This window comes from Pseudomonas sp. PAMC 26793 (assembly GCF_000313235.1).
In the GTDB taxonomy this organism is placed as follows: domain Bacteria; phylum Pseudomonadota; class Gammaproteobacteria; order Pseudomonadales; family Pseudomonadaceae; genus Aquipseudomonas; species Aquipseudomonas yamanorum.
Map to the genome: position 1 here is coordinate 139,298 of NZ_AMXG01000036.1, position 16,714 is coordinate 156,011.

Genomic DNA, 16,714 nt, shown 5'->3' on the forward strand with positions numbered 1-16,714 from the left:
CGACGGAGCCCTGGCCATTTCCGCATTAACCGCCCTCTCGCCCTTTAGCGTGATCGAACTGATCAGCGGCCTGCTGCTGTTGATCTTCGGTGCCGAAGTATTGCTGCGCGCCGCCGTGCGCCTGGCGGCAAGCCTCAAGGTGCGTCCGCTGATCATCGGCCTGAGCATCGTCGCCTTCGGCAGCAGCGCGCCGCAGATGGCGATCAGTTTGCAAGCCACCCTGGCGGACAACACCGACATCGCCGTGGGCAGTGTGATCGGCAGCAGTATCTTCAACACCCTCGTAACCCTTGGCCTGGCGGCCCTGATCATTCCGCTGCGAGTCTCCCGGCAACTGGTGCGCCTGGACATCCCGATGATGATCCTCGCCAGCCTGCTGGTGTTTGTGCTCGCCGCCAATGAAGAGCTCACGCCGATTGATGGCCTGTTACTGCTGGCGGCCCTGGTGGCCTACCTCGGCGTGTTGCTCTACCAGACCCGCCACTCCCGCCGCCCCCGCACTCGCGATACCGTGGTGCAAGCACCGTGGCTGAGCAGCGTGCTGCTGATGATCAGCGGGCTGTTGATCCTGGTGCTGGCCGGGCACCTGCTGCTGGGCGCGGCGGTGGACGTGGCCTCTGACCTGGGCCTGTCGGAACGCATCATCGGCCTGACGCTGATTGGCGTCGGCACCTCCCTGCCCTGCCTGGCCACCTCATTGATCGCCGCACTGCGCGGCCAGCGGGAAATTGCCGTGGGCAACGTGATCGGCAGCAACCTGTTCAACCTGCTTGGGGTGCTGGGCTTTACCGCGCTGGTGGCGCCCTCGCCCTTGTCGGTGTCGCCCAACGCCCTGGATTTTGACCTGCCGGTGATGCTCGGCGTGGTCGCCCTGTGCCTGCCGGTGTTTTATTCGGGCTACCGCGTCACCCGAGCCGAAGGCCTGGTGTTCCTGGGCCTGTATCTGGTGTATGGGTTGCATGTGGTGTCGTTCACGTTCGGCATGCCGCTGGCCAACAAGCTTGAACAACTGATGCTGTATTACGTCCTGCCAGCGCTTGTGGCTTTCCTGTTGTTCACCTCGCTGCAAGCCTGGCGCCGCCAACACAAGAGGGAATCGCAATGACCGAACAGAAAAAGCCCGGCGTTGAAATGCGCCGTCAGGTGATGGGTGATGTGTTTGTCGATCGGGCGCTGGGCAATGCCACCGAGTTCAGCCAACCGCTGCAGGATTTCGTCAACGAGCATGCCTGGGGCAGCGTGTGGAATCGAGAAGGCTTGCCGCTGAAAACCCGCAGCCTGATCACCCTCGCCGCGCTGACCGCGCTGAAGTGCCCGCAGGAACTCAAGGGCCACGTGCGCGGCGCGCTGAATAACGGTTGCACCGTGGAGGAGATTCGCGAGGCGCTGCTGCATTGTGCGGTGTATGCCGGCGTGCCGGCGGCGATTGACGCCTTCCGCGCCGCTCAGGAAGTGATCGACAGCTACCAGAAAGACGCCTAGATCCAGCCGCCCGCCTGCAACACGAAAATCCCGATATTCGTGGTCACTGCCGCCATCAAGGTGGTGATCACGATAATCGCGGCCGCCAGCTCATGATTACCCTCCGCAGCCCGCGCCATCACAAAACTGGCCGCCGCCGTGGGCGCACCGAAGTACAGGAACAGAATCCCCAGTTCCGGCCCGCGAAACCCCAGCAGCCATGCGCCAAGGGTGGCGAGCACCGGTAGCCAGACCATCTTCATCAGGCTGGCACTCAGGGCCATGTCGCCGCTTTTGCGCAGTGCCGCCAGCGACAGCGTGCCGCCGATACAGATCAACGCCAATGGCAACGTCATGTCCGCCAGGTACTGCCCGGAGGATTCCAGCCAGCCAGGCAAGCCGATCTGAAAGTACGCGAAGGGCGCCGCCGCGATCACACTGATGATCAACGGGTTGGCCAGCACGCTCTTGAAGATGCTCCACGGGTCGGACTTGATCACCGGGCTGTACACCGCCAGCACAATGGTCGACAGGGTGTTGTAGAACAGGATCACCAGCGCCGCGAGCACCGCGCCGAGGGAAATCCCATAGTCGCCGTACATGCTGGCCGCCAGGGCCAGGCCGATCACCCCGTTGTTACCACGAAACGCGCCTTGGGCGTAGATGCCACGGTCTTCCCGCGGGCACCGGAAGATCGCCCAGCCCCAGGCCAGGGCGAAGCTCAGCAGCGTGGCGACGGCGAAATAGATCAGCAGGCCGGGCTTGAGGGCTGAATGCAGGTCGGCATGGAGAATCCCGAGGAACAGCAACGCCGGCATGGTGACGTTGAACACCAGGGCCGAGGCGATGTGGATAAAGTTGTCGTTGATCCAGTTGATGCGCTTGAGCAGGACGCCCAGGAACAGCATGGCAAACACCGGCGCGGTGATGTTCAGGGTTTGTAGGAAGATAGCCAGCATGCCGGGGAGAACCTTGGGTGGGCGTCGGTAGGAGGCTAATGATAAGCCAGCATGGCCAGCTTCGTCTGGACTACCGTTTTCGCGAGCAAGCCCGCTCCCACATTTGACCGAGTTCTACCTTTGGAATGTAGTCAAATGTGCGGGCTTGCTCGCGAAGCAGGCGACTCGGTCTTAAGTAATCGGCGCCGGATTGAACAACGTAATGTCGTTATGCAGCTTGTGCTGCTCCGCCCACGTCTGCTTCTTACCGCTGGCCACATCCAGGTAGAAGTGGAACAACTCCCAACCCAACTCCTCGATCGTCGCCCGCCCAGTGGCGATCCGCCCGGCGTCGATATCAATCAGGTCAGGCCAACGCTGCGCCAGCTCCGTCCGGGTCGAGACCTTCACCACCGGCGCCATCGCCAGCCCATAGGGCGTGCCACGCCCGGTCGTAAACACATGCAGGTTCATCCCCGCCGCCAACTGCAACGTCCCGCAGACAAAATCACTGGCGGGCGTGGCACAAAAGATCAGGCCCTTGCGATTGAACCGCTCGCCCGGGCCAAGCACGCCATTGATCGCACTGCTGCCCGACTTGACGATAGAACCCAACGATTTCTCGACAATATTCGACAACCCGCCCTTCTTGTTCCCCGGCGTGGTATTGGCGCTGCGATCCGCCTCGCCCTTGGCCAGGTAGCGGTCGTACCAGTCCATTTCCCGCACCAGCTCCCGGGCCACGTCCTGGTTCTCGGCACGGGAAGTCAGCAGGTAGATGGCGTCGCGCACTTCGGTCACTTCAGAAAACATCACCGTCGCGCCCGCCCGCAGCAGCAGATCCGAGGCATAACCCAGCGCCGGGTTGGCGGTGATCCCGGAAAACGCATCACTGCCACCGCACTGCATCCCGAGGATCAACTCCGACGCCGGGACGGTTTCCCGCCGGCGCAGGTCAAGTTTCTTCAGGCGGAATTCGGCCAATGCCATGATCTGTTCGATCATTTCGGTAAAGCCGTGGCTGGAGTCTTGCAACCGATACAACCATGGCTCACTCAGATCTACCGAGCTGTCGTTGTCGTGCATCACCTGCCCGGCCTGCAATTTTTCGCAACCCAGGCTGATCACCAGGGCTTCACCGCCCAGGTTCGGGTTACGCGCCAGATTGCGCACGGTGCGGATCGGGATGTAGGCGTCGGTGGCCGTAATCGCCACGCCGCAGCCGTAGCTGTGGGTCAGCGCCACCACGTCATCGACGTTCGGGTACTTGGGCAGCAACTCGTCCTTGATGCGTTTCACCGCGTGGTCCAGCACCCCCGTCACGCACTGCACCGTAGTGGTGATGCCGAGGATATTGCGCGTGCCGACGGTGCCGTCGGCATTGCGATAACCCTCGAAGGTAAAACCCTCCAGCGGCGCCTGGGTCTCGGGCACTTCAGTGGACAGCGGCAAGCTGTCCAGCGGCGGCGCCGTGGGCATGCGCAGTTGATCTTCCTGGACCCAACTGCCGCGGGGAATCGGGCGCAACGCATAACCGATGGTCTGGCCGTAGCGAATGATCCGGCCGCCTTCGGGAATGTCTTCCAGGGTCACCTTGTGGCTTTGGGGAATGAAATCCACCGTCACCAGGCCGTCGGGAAACTCGGTCCCCGCCGGTACGCCCTGGTCGTTGACCACAATCACCACGTTATCCAGCGCGTGCAAACGGATGGAGCGTGGCGAATCGGCATGTTCAATCAACTGCATGACGCGGGCCCCTTCAGGAATGCGCTTGGGAAAGTTTAGTCAGCTCGGGGCCGTTGGCCGGCGGCTCTTTAAGCACCACACGCTTGATCGGGCCGACGATCACCAGGTAGCTGAACACCGCCAGCAACGCGTTGGCACCGACGAACACCAGCGCCCACTTGAAGGAGCCAGTGGTGCTGATAATGTAGCCGATCACGATCGGGGTGCTGATGGATGCCAGGTTGCCGAACATGTTGAACAGACCGCCACTCAAGCCGGCGATTTGTTTCGGCGAAGTGTCGGACACTACCGCCCAACCCAGTGCGCCAACGCCTTTACCGAAGAAAGCCAGGGCCATGAAGCCCACCACCATCCATTCGATGTCGACGTAGTTGCACGCGACAATGCTGCTGGAAATCAGCAAGCCACCAATGATCGGCGCCTTGCGGGCGAAGGTCAGCGAATGGCCTTTGCGCAGCAGGTAATCGGAAATCACCCCGCCCAGCACACCGCCGATAAACCCGCAGATCGCCGGCAAGGACGCGATGAAGCCAGCCTTGAGGATGGTCATGCCACGCTCCTGAACCAGGTACACCGGGAACCAGGTCAGGAAGAAATAGGTGATGCCATTGATGCAGTACTGGCCCAGGTACACGCCGAGCATCATGCGGTTGGTGAGCAACTGACGGATGTAATCCCACTTAGGCCCGTCGGTTTTCTTGCCTTTGCCCTTGTCCTGGTCCATGTCGACCATGGCCCCGTTGGCAGCGATGTGCTGGAACTCAGCCTCGTTGATCATCGGGTGCTGGCGCGGGCTGTGGATAACTTTCAGCCAGACCAGCGAGAACACGATACCGATGCCGCCCATCACCACAAACACGTGCTGCCAGCCGAAGGTGTAGACGATCCACCCCATCAGCGGCGCGAACAACACCGTGGCGAAGTACTGCGCCGAGTTGAAGATCGCCGAGGCCGTACCCCGTTCAGCCGTAGGAAACCACGCCGCCACGATGCGGGCGTTTCCGGGAAAGGATGGCGCTTCAGCCAGGCCCACCAGGAATCGCAACATGAACAGCGCAACGATGGCCGTGGAAACACCGAACTCACCGACATAGCCTTGCAGCACGGTGAACAGTGACCAGGTGAAAATGCTCAGGGCGTAGACTTTTTTCGAACCGAATCGGTCCAGCAGCCAGCCGCCGGGAATTTGCCCGGCCACGTAGGCCCAACCGAATGCGGAGAAGATATAACCGAGGGTGACCGCGTCGATGCCGAGGTCTTTTTGCAGGCTGGAGCCGGCGATGGCGATGGTGGCCCGGTCGGCATAGTTGATCGTGGTCACCAGAAACAGCATGAGCAGGATCAAATAGCGGACATGGGTCGGCTTGGTCGCTTGCATGAAGATGTACTCCCACTAATTATTTTTTTTGCGGGTAAACAAATTGTAAGCCTGCGGCGGGCACGGACCCGCCACAGGATGTTGCCGTTACGAACCGATGTAGCTGGTTTTCACCACGGTGTAGAACTCTTGCGCATAGCGACCCTGCTCACGCGAACCGTAGGATGAACCCTTACGGCCACCGAATGGAACGTGGTAATCCACGCCGGCAGTCGGCAGATTGACCATCACCATCCCGGCCTGGGAATGACGCTTGAAGTGATTGGCGTATTTCAGCGACGTGGTAGCGATACCGGCCGAGAGGCCGAACTCGGTGTCGTTGGCCATTGCCAGCGCCGCCTCGTAATCCGCCACGCGGACCACGTTGGCCACCGGGCCGAAGATCTCTTCACGGCTGATGCGCATCGCGGCTTCGCTGTCGGCAAACAGCGTCGGTGCAAGGAAGTAGCCTTCGGTGTCGCACGTCACCAGTTCACCACCGCTGACCAACCGGGCACCTTCGCTCTGGCCGATGTCGATGTACTTCAGGTCCTGGTCCAGTTGGGCCTGGGACACGACCGGGCCGATGTCGGTACCGGTTTTCAGGGCGTGGCCGACTTTGATCGACTTCATCCGCTCAGCCATGGCCGCGACGAACTGGTCGTGAATCCCGGCGGTGACGATAAAGCGGCTGGACGCGGTGCAACGCTGGCCGGTGGAGTAGAACGCGCTCTGCACCGACAGCTCGACGGCTTGCTTGAGGTCGGCGTCGTCGAGAATGATCTGCGGGTTCTTGCCGCCCATTTCCAACTGCACCTTGGCCTGGCGCGATACACAGCTGACGGCGATCTGGCGACCTACGCCAACGGAGCCGGTGAAACTGATGCCGTCGACTTTCGGGCTGTTGACCATGGCATCACCCACCACACGGCCGCTGCCCATCACCAGGTTGAACACCCCGGCGGGGAAACCGGCGCGGGAGATGATTTCAGCCAGGGCCCAGGCGCAGCCCGGTACCAGCTCAGCCGGCTTGAGCACCACGCAGTTGCCGTAGGCCAGGGCCGGGGCGATCTTCCAGGCCGGGATGGCAATCGGGAAGTTCCACGGGGTGATCAGGCCAACCACGCCCAAGGCTTCGCGGGTGACTTCGACGTTGACGCCCGGACGCACCGACGGCAGGTAGTCGCCGGACAGGCGCAGGCATTCACCGGCGAAAAATTTGAAGATGTTACCGGCGCGGGTCACTTCGCCGATGGCTTCCGGCAGAGTCTTGCCCTCTTCCCGGGCCAGCAGGGTGCCCAGCTCTTCGCGGCGGGCGAGGATTTCGGTGCCGACTTTATCCAGGGAGTCATGGCGCGCCTGGATGCCGGAAGTGGACCACGCCGGGAATGCAGCGCGCGCAGCATCGATGGCCGCGTGGACCTGGGCGAGGTCAGCCTTGGCGTATTCGCCAATGACATCAGACAACTCCGACGGGTTGATGTTGGCCGAGTAGTCGGCACCGGCAACCCACTGGCCACCGATATAGTTTTCAAAACGCTTGGCTTGGGACACGAATTCTCTCCTGACGCAAAAAGCCGCTGATTACTCAGCGGCCTTGGTGATGGGTTATTGCGCGCCTTGCTTGTCGATCAACGCGGCCAGGGCTTCGTATTCTTCCGGCAGCAGATCGGTCAGCGGCGTACGCACGGGGCCTGCGTCGTAGCCGACGATTTTCGCCCCGGCCTTGACGATGCTCACGGCGTAACCGGCCTTGCGGTTACGGATGTCGAGGTACGGCAGGAAGAAGTCGTCGATGATCTTGCCGACGGTGGCGTGATCTTCCCGGGCAATGGCGTGGTAGAAATCCATCGCGGTTTTTGGAATGAAGTTGAACACCGCCGAGGAGTAAACCGGCACGCCCAGGGCCTTGTAGGCAGCAGCGTAAACCTCTGCAGTCGGCAAGCCGCCCAGGTAGCTGAAACGATCACCGAGACGACGGCGGATCGACACCATCAATTCAATGTCACCCAGGCCGTCCTTGTAGCCGATCAGGTTCGGGCAGCGCTCGGCCAGGCGCTCCAGCAGCGGCGCGGTCAGGCGGCAGACGTTGCGGTTGTAGACCACGACACCGATCTTGACCGACTTGCACACCGCTTCAACGTGGGCGGCAACCCCGTCCTGGCTGGCTTCGGTCAGGTAGTGCGGCAGCAGCAGCAGGCCTTTGGCGCCAAGACGCTCGGCTTCCTGGGCGTACTCGATGGCCTGGCGGGTGGCACCGCCGACACCGGCCAGAATCGGTACGCTGGTGGCGCAGGTATCGACCGCAGTTTTTACCACTTGCGAATATTCGCTGGCCGCCAGGGAGAAAAACTCACCGGTGCCGCCAGCGGCGAACAAGGCAGTAGCGCCGTAAGGGGCCAGCCACTCCAGACGCTTGATGTAGCCCGCCTGGTGGAAATCACCCTGGGCGTTGAAATCGGTCACCGGGAAAGACAGCAGACCGTGAGAGAGGATGGACTTCAGTTCTTGTGGATTCATTATTCGAACACCCTGGGCGAAGATTTTCTGTTGAGAGATTACGGACGGTTATCTTGATGTCGTACGTCATCGTACAACTATAAAAATATTCGTCAACTGCAATTCATCGCTGCCCTCCCCGATTGCTGCTTTCTTGACGTAGGGAGTTTTTCCTCTATGCTCGGACTGACTGTATATGCATACAGCCATTACGGAAGATTCCTACGACATAGCAAGGAGCTAACATGTCAGATCTTGAACTCGTCACACCTGAAAAAAGACCACCCACCCTGCGCTTCGAAGGCGGCGAACACACCGCCATCGGCGACGACACCCTGTTGCGCTTCGCCAAGGACGCCCCGCCGATTCCCGCCCGGCAGGTTGAATTGCACCTGCCTAATGGCCTGGCCCTGAGCTACGGCCAGATCATCGCCCTGGGCGGTGATTTCTATGGCATTCCCGGGCGCCCCATCAACGAGGGAGCGTCGCCTGCTGACCGCGTGCAGCGCTTTACCGATGCGTTCAACTCGTTGGCGGTATTGCCGGCATCGCGAGAGGAAGCGGGCAAGATCCTCGCGGTGATGCAAAAGGAGATCAATGCAGTCAACCAGGCGATCAAGGATGGCAAGCAACCCCATGAAGCGTATGACGCACTGGGTGACACCTTGTCCGAAGAATGGAACCGCATCACCGGCGGCGGCAGCGTCGTGTCGGCGCTGATTCCACTGGGACGCTACCTGAAACTGGCGGCAGACAATGCCGACCACTTCGGCGAATGGGCGTTGGCGGCCTATCTGGCGGGGCATACGGCAGCGCTGCAACAAGCCGTCGTCGCTCATCAGACCGGCACCGACCAGGCGCTGGAACTGGCCTATGCCATGAACGGCTTTGCTGATCACTTTTTGACCGACCTGTTTTCCGCCGGCCACCTGCGGGTACCACGCAAGCAACTGGCGGCGGTGGTGACCCCGGGTGAACTGGGCTCGCTGATCAGCCGCTTCATGCACGATGAAGACAGCAAGTTCGGGCTCAATGTGCGCAATGCCTTCGGCGATCAGTGGCACGCCTACGGTGACAAACGTTATTTCGACAGCAACGACGCGGCCAACCGGGCCATGGTCAGGCGCGCCGTACAGGCTTCGGCGGATGAGATCTTCGAAACCTTTATCAGCGGCATGGCGCCCTCCCCGGCCAACTTCAAGGCACCACTGTATGTGCCGGACCTGAACGCCGCGCAAAACCCGGCGAACAACTTCTCACCGCTGTTCAAGGCTGAAGGCGACAAGGTGCTGCGGCGCAAGGACGTCAACAACCTGAACGACAAGCAGTGGACCAATGACTGGTGGGGTTGGAGTACGTATCTGTTGCTCAAGGACTACAAGCCGAATGACATGAGTTAAGCCTCACGCATTAACCTGTGGCGAGGGAGCTTGCTCCCGTTGGGCTGCGAAGCAGCCCCAGCAAGAACACGGGGGAATGGATTTTGGGGCCGCTGCGCGGCCCAACGGGAGCAAGCTCCCTCGCCACAATGAGCTTTCAAACCACACGCTTACGTCCAGCCTGGAATCAACCGCGCTGCGCTTCCGCCTCTTCATGGGCATGGCGCAGCCGCTCACGGCTGTTGGTCAGGTGTAACCGCATGGCCGCCCGTGCCGCATCCGAGTCCTGGCGAGCGATCGCCTCATAGATCTCTTCGTGTTCGCGGCTCAGGCGGCTCATGTAGTGCTGCTGGTCATCATGGGCCAGGCGTGCCGAGTTCAGCCGCGTGCGCGGAATGATGCTGGTGCCCAGGTGGGTCATGATGTCGGTGAAGTAGCGGTTGCCGGTGGACAGGGCAATCTGCAGGTGGAACTGGAAGTCCGACGCCACCGCATCACCGGCGTGGGCCGCACTTTCGTTCAGGGCATCGAGGGCAGCACGCATCCCTGCCAATTGCTCGTCGCTACGCCGCTGGGCAGCAAGCCCGGCAGACTCCACTTCCAGGCTGATCCGCAGTTCAAGGATGGCCAGTACATCACGCAGGGTAACGACAGTGGCCGGGTCTATCCGGAAACCGCTGGGGCTTGGCGTATCCAGCACAAAGGTGCCGATGCCATGGCGGGTTTCCACCTGCCCGGCCGCCTGCAATCGCGAGATGGCTTCACGCACCACGGTGCGGCTGACCCCATGGGCGTCCATGATCGCCGACTCGGTGGGCAGTTTATCGCCACGTTTCAGTTGGCCGTCGCGGATCTGCTCGGACAACACCGTGACCAATTCCTGGGCAAGGCTGCGGCGCTTGCGGGGAAGACGAGGGGCGGCGCTGGAGTTTTCCATGATGAATCATCTGTCTCGGCGATCTGAAGCACGCATGATAGCCCATGGCGGTTGTACGATCACCGTCCTGTCATGACTTTCATCTATATACGACGGGGTTTTCGCCAGACAAAAAAAATGCCCCGGCATCGCCGAGGCATTTTCAACACTGGCCCGAGGGCCTGCGCCTTGTTACTTCACCACTTTCAGACTCGGCCGACCGCTTGGACGCGGTGGCTCGGAATCCGGCGGCGGCACATCATCTTCGCCTTCGAGCTCGATCGCTTCGTCATCCGCAAGGGACGACTCCAGATCAAACACCATGCCCTGGCCATTTTCCCGGGCGTAAATCCCGAGGATGGCGCCGATGGGCACGAACAGCGTATGCGGCACGCCGCCGAAACGCCCTTCGAAGCTGACCGCCTCATTGTCCATGTGCAGGTGTCGCACGGCACTGGGTGAAACGTTCAGGACGATTTGTCCGTCACTGGCAAAACCTTGCGGTACCTGAACCGCGGGAAACTCGGAATTGACCAGCATGTGCGGGGTGCAATCGTTGTCCACTATCCACTCATAGAGCGCGCGGACCAGGTAAGGTCGACTGGAGTTCATCAACGGCTCCTTAAGCCTTAGCGCATATCGCGTTCGACACCAGACAGACTCGCCTGGAAAGCCTCACGCGCAAACTGGCGCTCCATGTAGTCAAGCAGCGGCTTGGCAGGCCGCGGCAATTCAATGCCCAAAATCGGCAAGCGCCAGAGTATGGGTAATAGGCAGCAATCCACCAGACTTTGTTCCTCGCTGAGGAAAAAAGGTTTGTCGGCAAATAACGGCGAAACACCGGTCAGACTCTCGCGCAATTCCTTGCGCGCCTGAACCCGGGCCGCTTCTTTGCTGCGTGAATCCAGAATCAGGTCCACCAGGCCACACCAGTCACGCTGGATCCGATGGATCAGCAGGCGGCTGTTGGCACGTGCCACCGGATAAACCGGCAACAACGGCGGATGGGGATAACGCTCATCCAAGTATTCCATCACCACGGTTGACTCCCACAACGCCAGGTCACGATCGACCAGGGTGGGCAAGCTGCCGTAAGGGTTCACTTCGATCAGTTTCGGCGGGTGACGACCTGCCTCTACAGTGATGATCTCTGCGCTGACACCCTTCTCTGCGAGCACGATGCGTACTCGGTGGGAATAGTGGTCGGCGGGGTCGGAGTAACAGGCCAACCGATTGGTCACGCCCATGGCGGTCCTCCTCGCTTGTTGAAATTATCGGAAGCTCAAAAACGAGCGCGCCCAGTGAGCATCTCCGTGACGCCTGGATAAACCAGACTTACCTTCAGAGATGCCGCTGGGCGCGCAAGATTAACAGCAATTACTTACGGTTGGATCAATGCACATCCTTCCAGTATTCGCGTTTCAGCAGATAGGCGAACACGAAGAGGAAGGCCAGGTACAGCAACACATAGGTACCAATGCGCTGATGCTGCAGCTTCACTGGGTTGGCCGAGTAGGCCAGGAAGGTCACCAGATTCTTGACCTTCTCGTCGAACTGCTCTTCGTTCAGCGCGCCGGTCTTCGGCACTATGGTCATCTGATCGCACGCTTCATGAGTCAAAGGCGTACCGGTGAGCGGATCATACTGCTTCTTGCCGTCTTCGACGATTTGTACTTGCTTGCATCCTACCACTTGGCGGCCTTGCAGGCCGACCAGAACGTTCGGCATACCGACGTTCGGGAACACTTTGTTGTTCACGCCGTAGGGACGCGACGGGTCTTCGTAGAAGGATTTCAGGTAGCCGTAGAGCCAATCGGTGCCACGCACACGAGCCACCAGGGTGAGGTCGGGCGGCGCAGCCCCGAACCAGGTCTTGGCGTCGGCCGGTTGCATGCCGATGGTCATGTGGTCGCCGATCTTCGCGCCGGTGAACACCGAGTGGCTGAGCATCACGTCATGGGGGATGCCCAAGTCGTCGGCCACACGCTCATAACGCTGGAACTTGGCACTGTGGCAGCCCATGCAATAGTTGGTGAACGTACGCAGCCCGTCCTGCATCGCGGCCTTGTCCGACACGTCGATGTCGACTTTTTCCAGCTCTGGGCCGTGTTCAGCGGCGAAAGACAGCAGCGGCAGGGCCGCAAGAATGAATGCAACGAATAATTTTTTCATCAGCCAGTCACCCTTTCCGGTACCGGTTTGGTCTTCTCGAGCCGGGTGTAGAACGGCATCAGAATGAAGTAGGCGAAGTACAGGAAGGTGCAGACCTGCGACAGCAACGTACGCTCCGGGGTCGGCGCCAGTACACCCAGTACACCCAGGATCACGAACGCGATGCAGAACACCCACAGCCAGATCTTGCTCAGCCAGCCCTTGTAGCGCATGGACTTGACCGGGCTACGGTCGAGCCAAGGCAGCACGAACAGCACCGCAATCGCCGCGCCCATGGCCATGACGCCCATGAGTTTGTCGGGAATCGCGCGTAAGATCGCGTAGAACGGGGTGAAGTACCAGACCGGGGCAATGTGTTCCGGGGTCTTGAAGGCGTTCGCCTGTTCGAAGTTCGGCTTCTCGAGGAAATAACCGCCCATCTCCGGGAAAAAGAACACGATCGAGCAGAAGATGAACAGGAACACCACCACGCCGACGATATCTTTCACGGTGTAGTACGGGTGGAACGGAATGCCGTCCAGCGGTACGCCGTTTTCGTCCTTGTGCTTCTTGATGTCCACGCCGTCGGGGTTGTTCGAACCCACTTCGTGCAGCGCCAGGATGTGCAGCACCACCAGGCCGAGAATCACGATCGGCAAGGCCACCACGTGCAAGGCGAAGAAGCGGTTCAGGGTGATCCCGGAGATCAGGTAGTCACCACGAATCCACTGGGTCAGGTCGTTGCCGATGACCGGGATCGCACCAAACAGCGAGATGATCACCTGGGCACCCCAGTAGGACATCTGGCCCCACGGCAGCAGGTAGCCCATGAAGGCCTCGGCCATCAGCGCCAGGTAGATCAGCATGCCGAACACCCACACCAGCTCACGGGGCTTCTGGTACGACCCGTAGAGCAAGCCACGGAACATGTGCATGTAGACGACGATGAAGAACGCCGAGGCGCCGGTGGAGTGCAGCAGACGCAGGATCGAGCCGTACTCGACGTCGCGCATGATGTATTCGACGGAGGCGAAGGCTTCTTCGGCCGACGGGGTGTAGCTCATCGTCAGCCAGACACCGGTAACGATCTGGTTGACCAGTACCAAAAGTGCCAGGGAGCCAAAGAAATAGAAGAAGTTGAAATTCTTCGGTGCGTAGTACTTGCTGAGATGGTCTTCCCACATTTTGGTCGCGGGGAAGCGCGCATCCACCCAATCCATGAACTTGCTCATCAGGCTTTCTCCCCCTCGTCGACGCCAATGACAATGACACTGTCAGTCTCGTAGTGATGTGGCGGAACTGGCAGGTTCAGTGGTGCGGGTTGTGACTTGTAGACGCGGCCAGCGAGGTCGTAGTGAGAACCATGGCACGGGCAGAAATAGCCCCCGACCCAGTCCTTGCCCAGATCCGCAGGCGCCACTTCCGGGCGGAAGGTGGGAGAGCAACCCAAGTGGGTGCAGATACCGATCAGCAGCAGAATCTCCGGCTTGATCGAGCGAATTTCCTTATCGACGTAAGCGGGTTGGTCGGAATTCTTCGAGTCGGGGTCGGACAGCTGGCCCTCGATCTTCTTCAGATTTCCCAGGATTTCCTCGGTACGACGAACGATGAACACTGGCTGACCGCGCCATTCAGCAATCATTTGCTGGCCTGGGTCGATCTTGCTGATATTCACCTTCACCGGTGCACCTGCGGCTTTCGCCTTGGCACTGGGAAACCATGACCCCACGAACGGGACCGCAGCCCCCACCGCTCCTGCAGCACCCACCACGGATGTGGCTGCTACCAAGAAGCGACGCCGGCCTGCATTCACGCCGTCATTGCTCATTCAGTCCTCTCCCATCAGCTTTGTGGCCTGTTAAATCAGGCGTCTACTAAGTGTTAAATCTGAACTTATAAAAATTTTGCCGAATGGTAATGAAAAGCCCCACGTCTGACAAGGTAATTACCCCCGGCACTGGCTCCAAGCCTTTGAGTATAGGGGCTCTACGGATGTGGCAAGTTGTCACAGAGATTTTTTTACATAAATAGCAGGCAATAAAAAACGCCCAGCTCCGTGAGGAGGCTGGGCGTTTTCTGGAACGTAAAAGCGAATTAACGCTTCGAGTACTGCGGACGCTTACGCGCTTTACGCAGACCAACTTTCTTACGTTCAACTTCACGAGCATCGCGAGTCACGAAGCCAGCTTTGCGCAGAGCGCCACGCAGGGTTTCGTCGTACTGCATCAGAGCGCGAGTGATACCGTGGCGGATTGCGCCAGCTTGACCACTTACACCGCCACCGATAACGGTGACGTAGATGTCGAACTTTTCAACGGTCTCGGTCAATTCCAGCGGCTGACGAACTACCATGCGGGCAGTTTCGCGACCGAAGAAGTTTTCCAGAGTGCGGTTGTTGATCGAGATGTTACCAGTACCCGGACGCAGGAAAACGCGAGCGGTAGCGGTTTTGCGACGGCCAGTGCCGTAATTTTGAGTCGCCGACATAATGAACTATTCCGTTAAAACTTCAGTTCTTGGGGCTGCTGAGCAGCATGAGGGTGAGCAGCGCCCGCATAGACTTTCAGCTTGCGATACATGTCGCGACCCAGTGGGCCCTTCGGCAGCATACCTTTGACCGCGATTTCAATCGGGGCTTCAGGCTTTTTGGAGATCAGGCCTTCGAAGTTCGAAGACTTGATACCGCCTGGGAAACCGGAGTGACGGTAGTACATTTTGTCTTGCGCTTTGTTGCCGGTAACACGTACCTGCTCAGCGTTGATGATGACAATGTAGTCACCGGTATCAACGTGAGGGGTGTACTCAGGCTTGTGCTTGCCACGCAGACGGCTGGCGACTTCAGTGGCCAGACGACCCAGGGTCTGACCAGCGGCGTCGACGACAAACCAGTCGCGCTGAACTGTTTCTGGTTTTGCAGTAAAAGTTGTCATTCTTTAATAGCCTCAGGGGCCGCCCTGTAAATTAGACGGCGGATCTTACTGAATAGTGCGTACTTTGACAAGTCAAAGGCAGCCGGATACAGACGCTATCGGGGGCTCGGGTCGGCGCGTCCGTTCAACGGCAAGATTCTTCGGCAGGCGGCGCATCACTTCCACTGCAGAAAGAGGTGGGCAATTATGCAGATTGCCAAAAAAATTTCAACCTGCTTTTATGATTGTTTTCCCTGAAGGAGTACCCGATGGACTATCGACAGCTGGGCCGAACCGATCTGAACGTGAGCGCGATAGCCTTGGGCACCATGACCTGGGGCGAGCAGAACAGCGAGGCAGAGGCCTTCGCACAGATCGAGCGGGCCAAGGCCGCCGGGATCAACTTCCTCGACACCGCGGAAATGTACCCGGTACCGCCCAAGGCAGATACCTACGCCACCACCGAGCGCTACATCGGTAATTACTTCAAAAGCCGCGGCGACCGTGCCGACTGGATCCTCGCCAGCAAGATCGCCGGCCCCGGCAACACCATCGACTACATCCGCGATGGCAGCCTCAAGCACAACCGCAAGCACATCGTCGAAGCCCTGGATGCAAGCCTCAAGCGCCTGCAAACCGACTGGATCGACCTCTACCAGCTGCACTGGCCCGAGCGCAGCACCAACTTTTTCGGACAGCTGGGCTACAAGCACAAGGCCGAAGAAGACCTGACGCCGCTGGAAGAAACCCTTGAAGCGCTGGATGAGCAGGTCAAGGCCGGCAAGATCCGCCACATTGGCCTGTCCAACGAAACCCCGTGGGGCACCATGAAGTTCCTGGCCCTGGCCGAAGCCCGCGGCTGGACCCGTGCGGTATCGATCCAGAACCCTTACAACCTGCTCAACCGCAGCTTTGAAGTGGGCCTGGCGGAAATCGCCATCCGTGAGCAATGTGGTTTGCTGGCGTATTCGCCACTGGCGTTCGGCATGCTCAGTGGCAAGTACGAAGGCGGCGCACGCCCGGCCAAGGGTCGCCTGAGCCTCTATAGCCGCTTCAGCCGCTACTTCAACCCGCAATCGGAAGCTGCGTGCAGCCGTTACGTGGCACTGGCCCGTGAGCACGGCCTGGACCCGGCGCAGATGGCATTGGCGTTTGTGACCCAGCAACCGTTCGTGACCAGCAACATCATTGGCGCCACGACCCTGGAGCAGTTGGACAGCAACATCGCCAGTGCCGACCTGAAACTGTCGGATGAGGTGCTGGCGGGGATTGAGGTGATCCAGAAGGACCATCCGAATCCTGCGCCTTGATTGATTCCTAGACCGCCTTCGCGAGCAAGCCCGCTCCCACATTCGACT

At 59.8% G+C, this 16,714-nt stretch carries 17 protein-coding genes; 4 read left to right on the plus strand and 13 right to left on the minus strand.

The annotated features are described in order from the left end of the window. Window positions 1–58: 58 nt before the first annotated feature. The gene (locus D109_RS0115745; protein ID WP_026078001.1) at window positions 59–1,105 is read left to right on the plus strand and encodes a calcium/sodium antiporter; all 1,047 of its coding nucleotides are present in this window, start codon (window positions 59–61) and stop codon (window positions 1,103–1,105) included. After that, the gene (locus D109_RS0115750) at window positions 1,102–1,482 is read left to right on the plus strand and encodes a carboxymuconolactone decarboxylase family protein (protein WP_003216068.1); all 381 of its coding nucleotides are present in this window, start codon (window positions 1,102–1,104) and stop codon (window positions 1,480–1,482) included. Before D109_RS0115745 ends, D109_RS0115750 begins: the two co-directional genes overlap by 4 nt. Here the strand turns inward: D109_RS0115750 and D109_RS0115755 are convergent. The 5 genes from D109_RS0115755 to kdgD all read right to left on the minus strand — a co-directional run bounded on the left by D109_RS0115755 (window position 1,479) and on the right by kdgD (window position 8,022). After that, on the minus strand, window positions 1,479–2,420 hold the full coding sequence (locus D109_RS0115755) for an AEC family transporter (RefSeq protein ID WP_010170731.1): 942 nt from the start codon (window positions 2,418–2,420) through the stop codon (window positions 1,479–1,481). The two genes, D109_RS0115750 and D109_RS0115755, sit on opposite strands and share 4 nt — an antisense overlap. A gap of 171 nt (window positions 2,421–2,591) precedes the next feature. Further along, entirely contained in the window at window positions 2,592–4,145 is a 1,554-nt protein-coding gene (gene garD / locus D109_RS0115760; RefSeq protein WP_017477744.1) for a galactarate dehydratase, read from the minus strand. A 13-nt stretch (window positions 4,146–4,158) separates the two neighbouring features. Continuing rightward, window positions 4,159–5,523 carry an MFS transporter gene (locus D109_RS0115765; protein WP_017477745.1) on the minus strand — a complete coding sequence of 455 codons (1,365 nt, stop codon included), beginning with the start codon at window positions 5,521–5,523 and terminating at the stop codon, window positions 4,159–4,161. A gap of 87 nt (window positions 5,524–5,610) precedes the next feature. Continuing rightward, window positions 5,611–7,056, minus strand: coding sequence for an aldehyde dehydrogenase family protein (locus D109_RS0115770; protein ID WP_003216060.1), 1,446 nt, complete (start codon window positions 7,054–7,056; stop codon window positions 5,611–5,613). Between the two features lie 54 nt (window positions 7,057–7,110). Then, entirely contained in the window at window positions 7,111–8,022 is a 912-nt protein-coding gene (kdgD, locus tag D109_RS0115775; RefSeq protein ID WP_003216058.1) for a 5-dehydro-4-deoxyglucarate dehydratase, read from the minus strand. 224 nt (window positions 8,023–8,246) lie between these two features. On the opposite strand from kdgD, the gene D109_RS0115780 reads away from it, so the two are divergent. Then, window positions 8,247–9,401 carry a hypothetical protein gene (locus D109_RS0115780; RefSeq protein WP_017477746.1) on the plus strand — a complete coding sequence of 385 codons (1,155 nt, stop codon included), beginning with the start codon at window positions 8,247–8,249 and terminating at the stop codon, window positions 9,399–9,401. A gap of 166 nt (window positions 9,402–9,567) precedes the next feature. Here D109_RS0115780 and D109_RS0115785 read toward each other — a convergent pair whose 3' ends face one another. The 8 genes from D109_RS0115785 to rplM all read right to left on the minus strand — a co-directional run bounded on the left by D109_RS0115785 (window position 9,568) and on the right by rplM (window position 15,377). Continuing rightward, the gene (locus D109_RS0115785) at window positions 9,568–10,317 is read right to left on the minus strand and encodes a FadR/GntR family transcriptional regulator (RefSeq protein ID WP_008437251.1); all 750 of its coding nucleotides are present in this window, start codon (window positions 10,315–10,317) and stop codon (window positions 9,568–9,570) included. Window positions 10,318–10,488: 171 nt separating this feature from the next. Continuing rightward, window positions 10,489–10,908 carry a ClpXP protease specificity-enhancing factor gene (locus tag D109_RS0115790; RefSeq protein ID WP_017477747.1) on the minus strand — a complete coding sequence of 140 codons (420 nt, stop codon included), beginning with the start codon at window positions 10,906–10,908 and terminating at the stop codon, window positions 10,489–10,491. A 17-nt stretch (window positions 10,909–10,925) separates the two neighbouring features. Next, a complete protein-coding gene (locus D109_RS0115795; RefSeq protein WP_010170749.1) occupies window positions 10,926–11,543 on the minus strand; it encodes a glutathione S-transferase N-terminal domain-containing protein in 618 nt (205 codons plus the stop codon). 145 nt (window positions 11,544–11,688) lie between these two features. Continuing rightward, window positions 11,689–12,468 (minus strand): cytochrome c1, encoded by a 780-nt coding sequence (locus D109_RS0115800; RefSeq protein WP_017477748.1) that lies wholly within the window; start codon window positions 12,466–12,468, stop codon window positions 11,689–11,691. Next, complete coding sequence (locus D109_RS0115805) at window positions 12,468–13,679, minus strand: cytochrome bc complex cytochrome b subunit (protein ID WP_017477749.1); 1,212 nt, start codon at window positions 13,677–13,679, stop codon at window positions 12,468–12,470. Before D109_RS0115805 ends, D109_RS0115800 begins: the two co-directional genes overlap by 1 nt. Beyond that, window positions 13,679–14,275, minus strand: a complete 597-nt coding sequence (gene petA, locus D109_RS0115810; protein ID WP_017477750.1) for a ubiquinol-cytochrome c reductase iron-sulfur subunit — start codon at window positions 14,273–14,275, stop codon at window positions 13,679–13,681. The genes D109_RS0115805 and petA overlap by 1 nt, the downstream gene beginning before the upstream one ends. A gap of 266 nt (window positions 14,276–14,541) precedes the next feature. Then, entirely contained in the window at window positions 14,542–14,934 is a 393-nt protein-coding gene (gene rpsI, locus D109_RS0115815; RefSeq protein ID WP_003216038.1) for a 30S ribosomal protein S9, read from the minus strand. Window positions 14,935–14,948: 14 nt separating this feature from the next. Further along, window positions 14,949–15,377, minus strand: coding sequence for a 50S ribosomal protein L13 (rplM, locus tag D109_RS0115820; protein WP_003216032.1), 429 nt, complete (start codon window positions 15,375–15,377; stop codon window positions 14,949–14,951). A gap of 248 nt (window positions 15,378–15,625) precedes the next feature. Between rplM and D109_RS0115825 the strand changes: the two genes are divergently transcribed. Next, window positions 15,626–16,666, plus strand: a complete 1,041-nt coding sequence (locus D109_RS0115825; RefSeq protein WP_017477751.1) for an NADP(H)-dependent aldo-keto reductase — start codon at window positions 15,626–15,628, stop codon at window positions 16,664–16,666. Window positions 16,667–16,714: the final 48 nt, after the last annotated feature.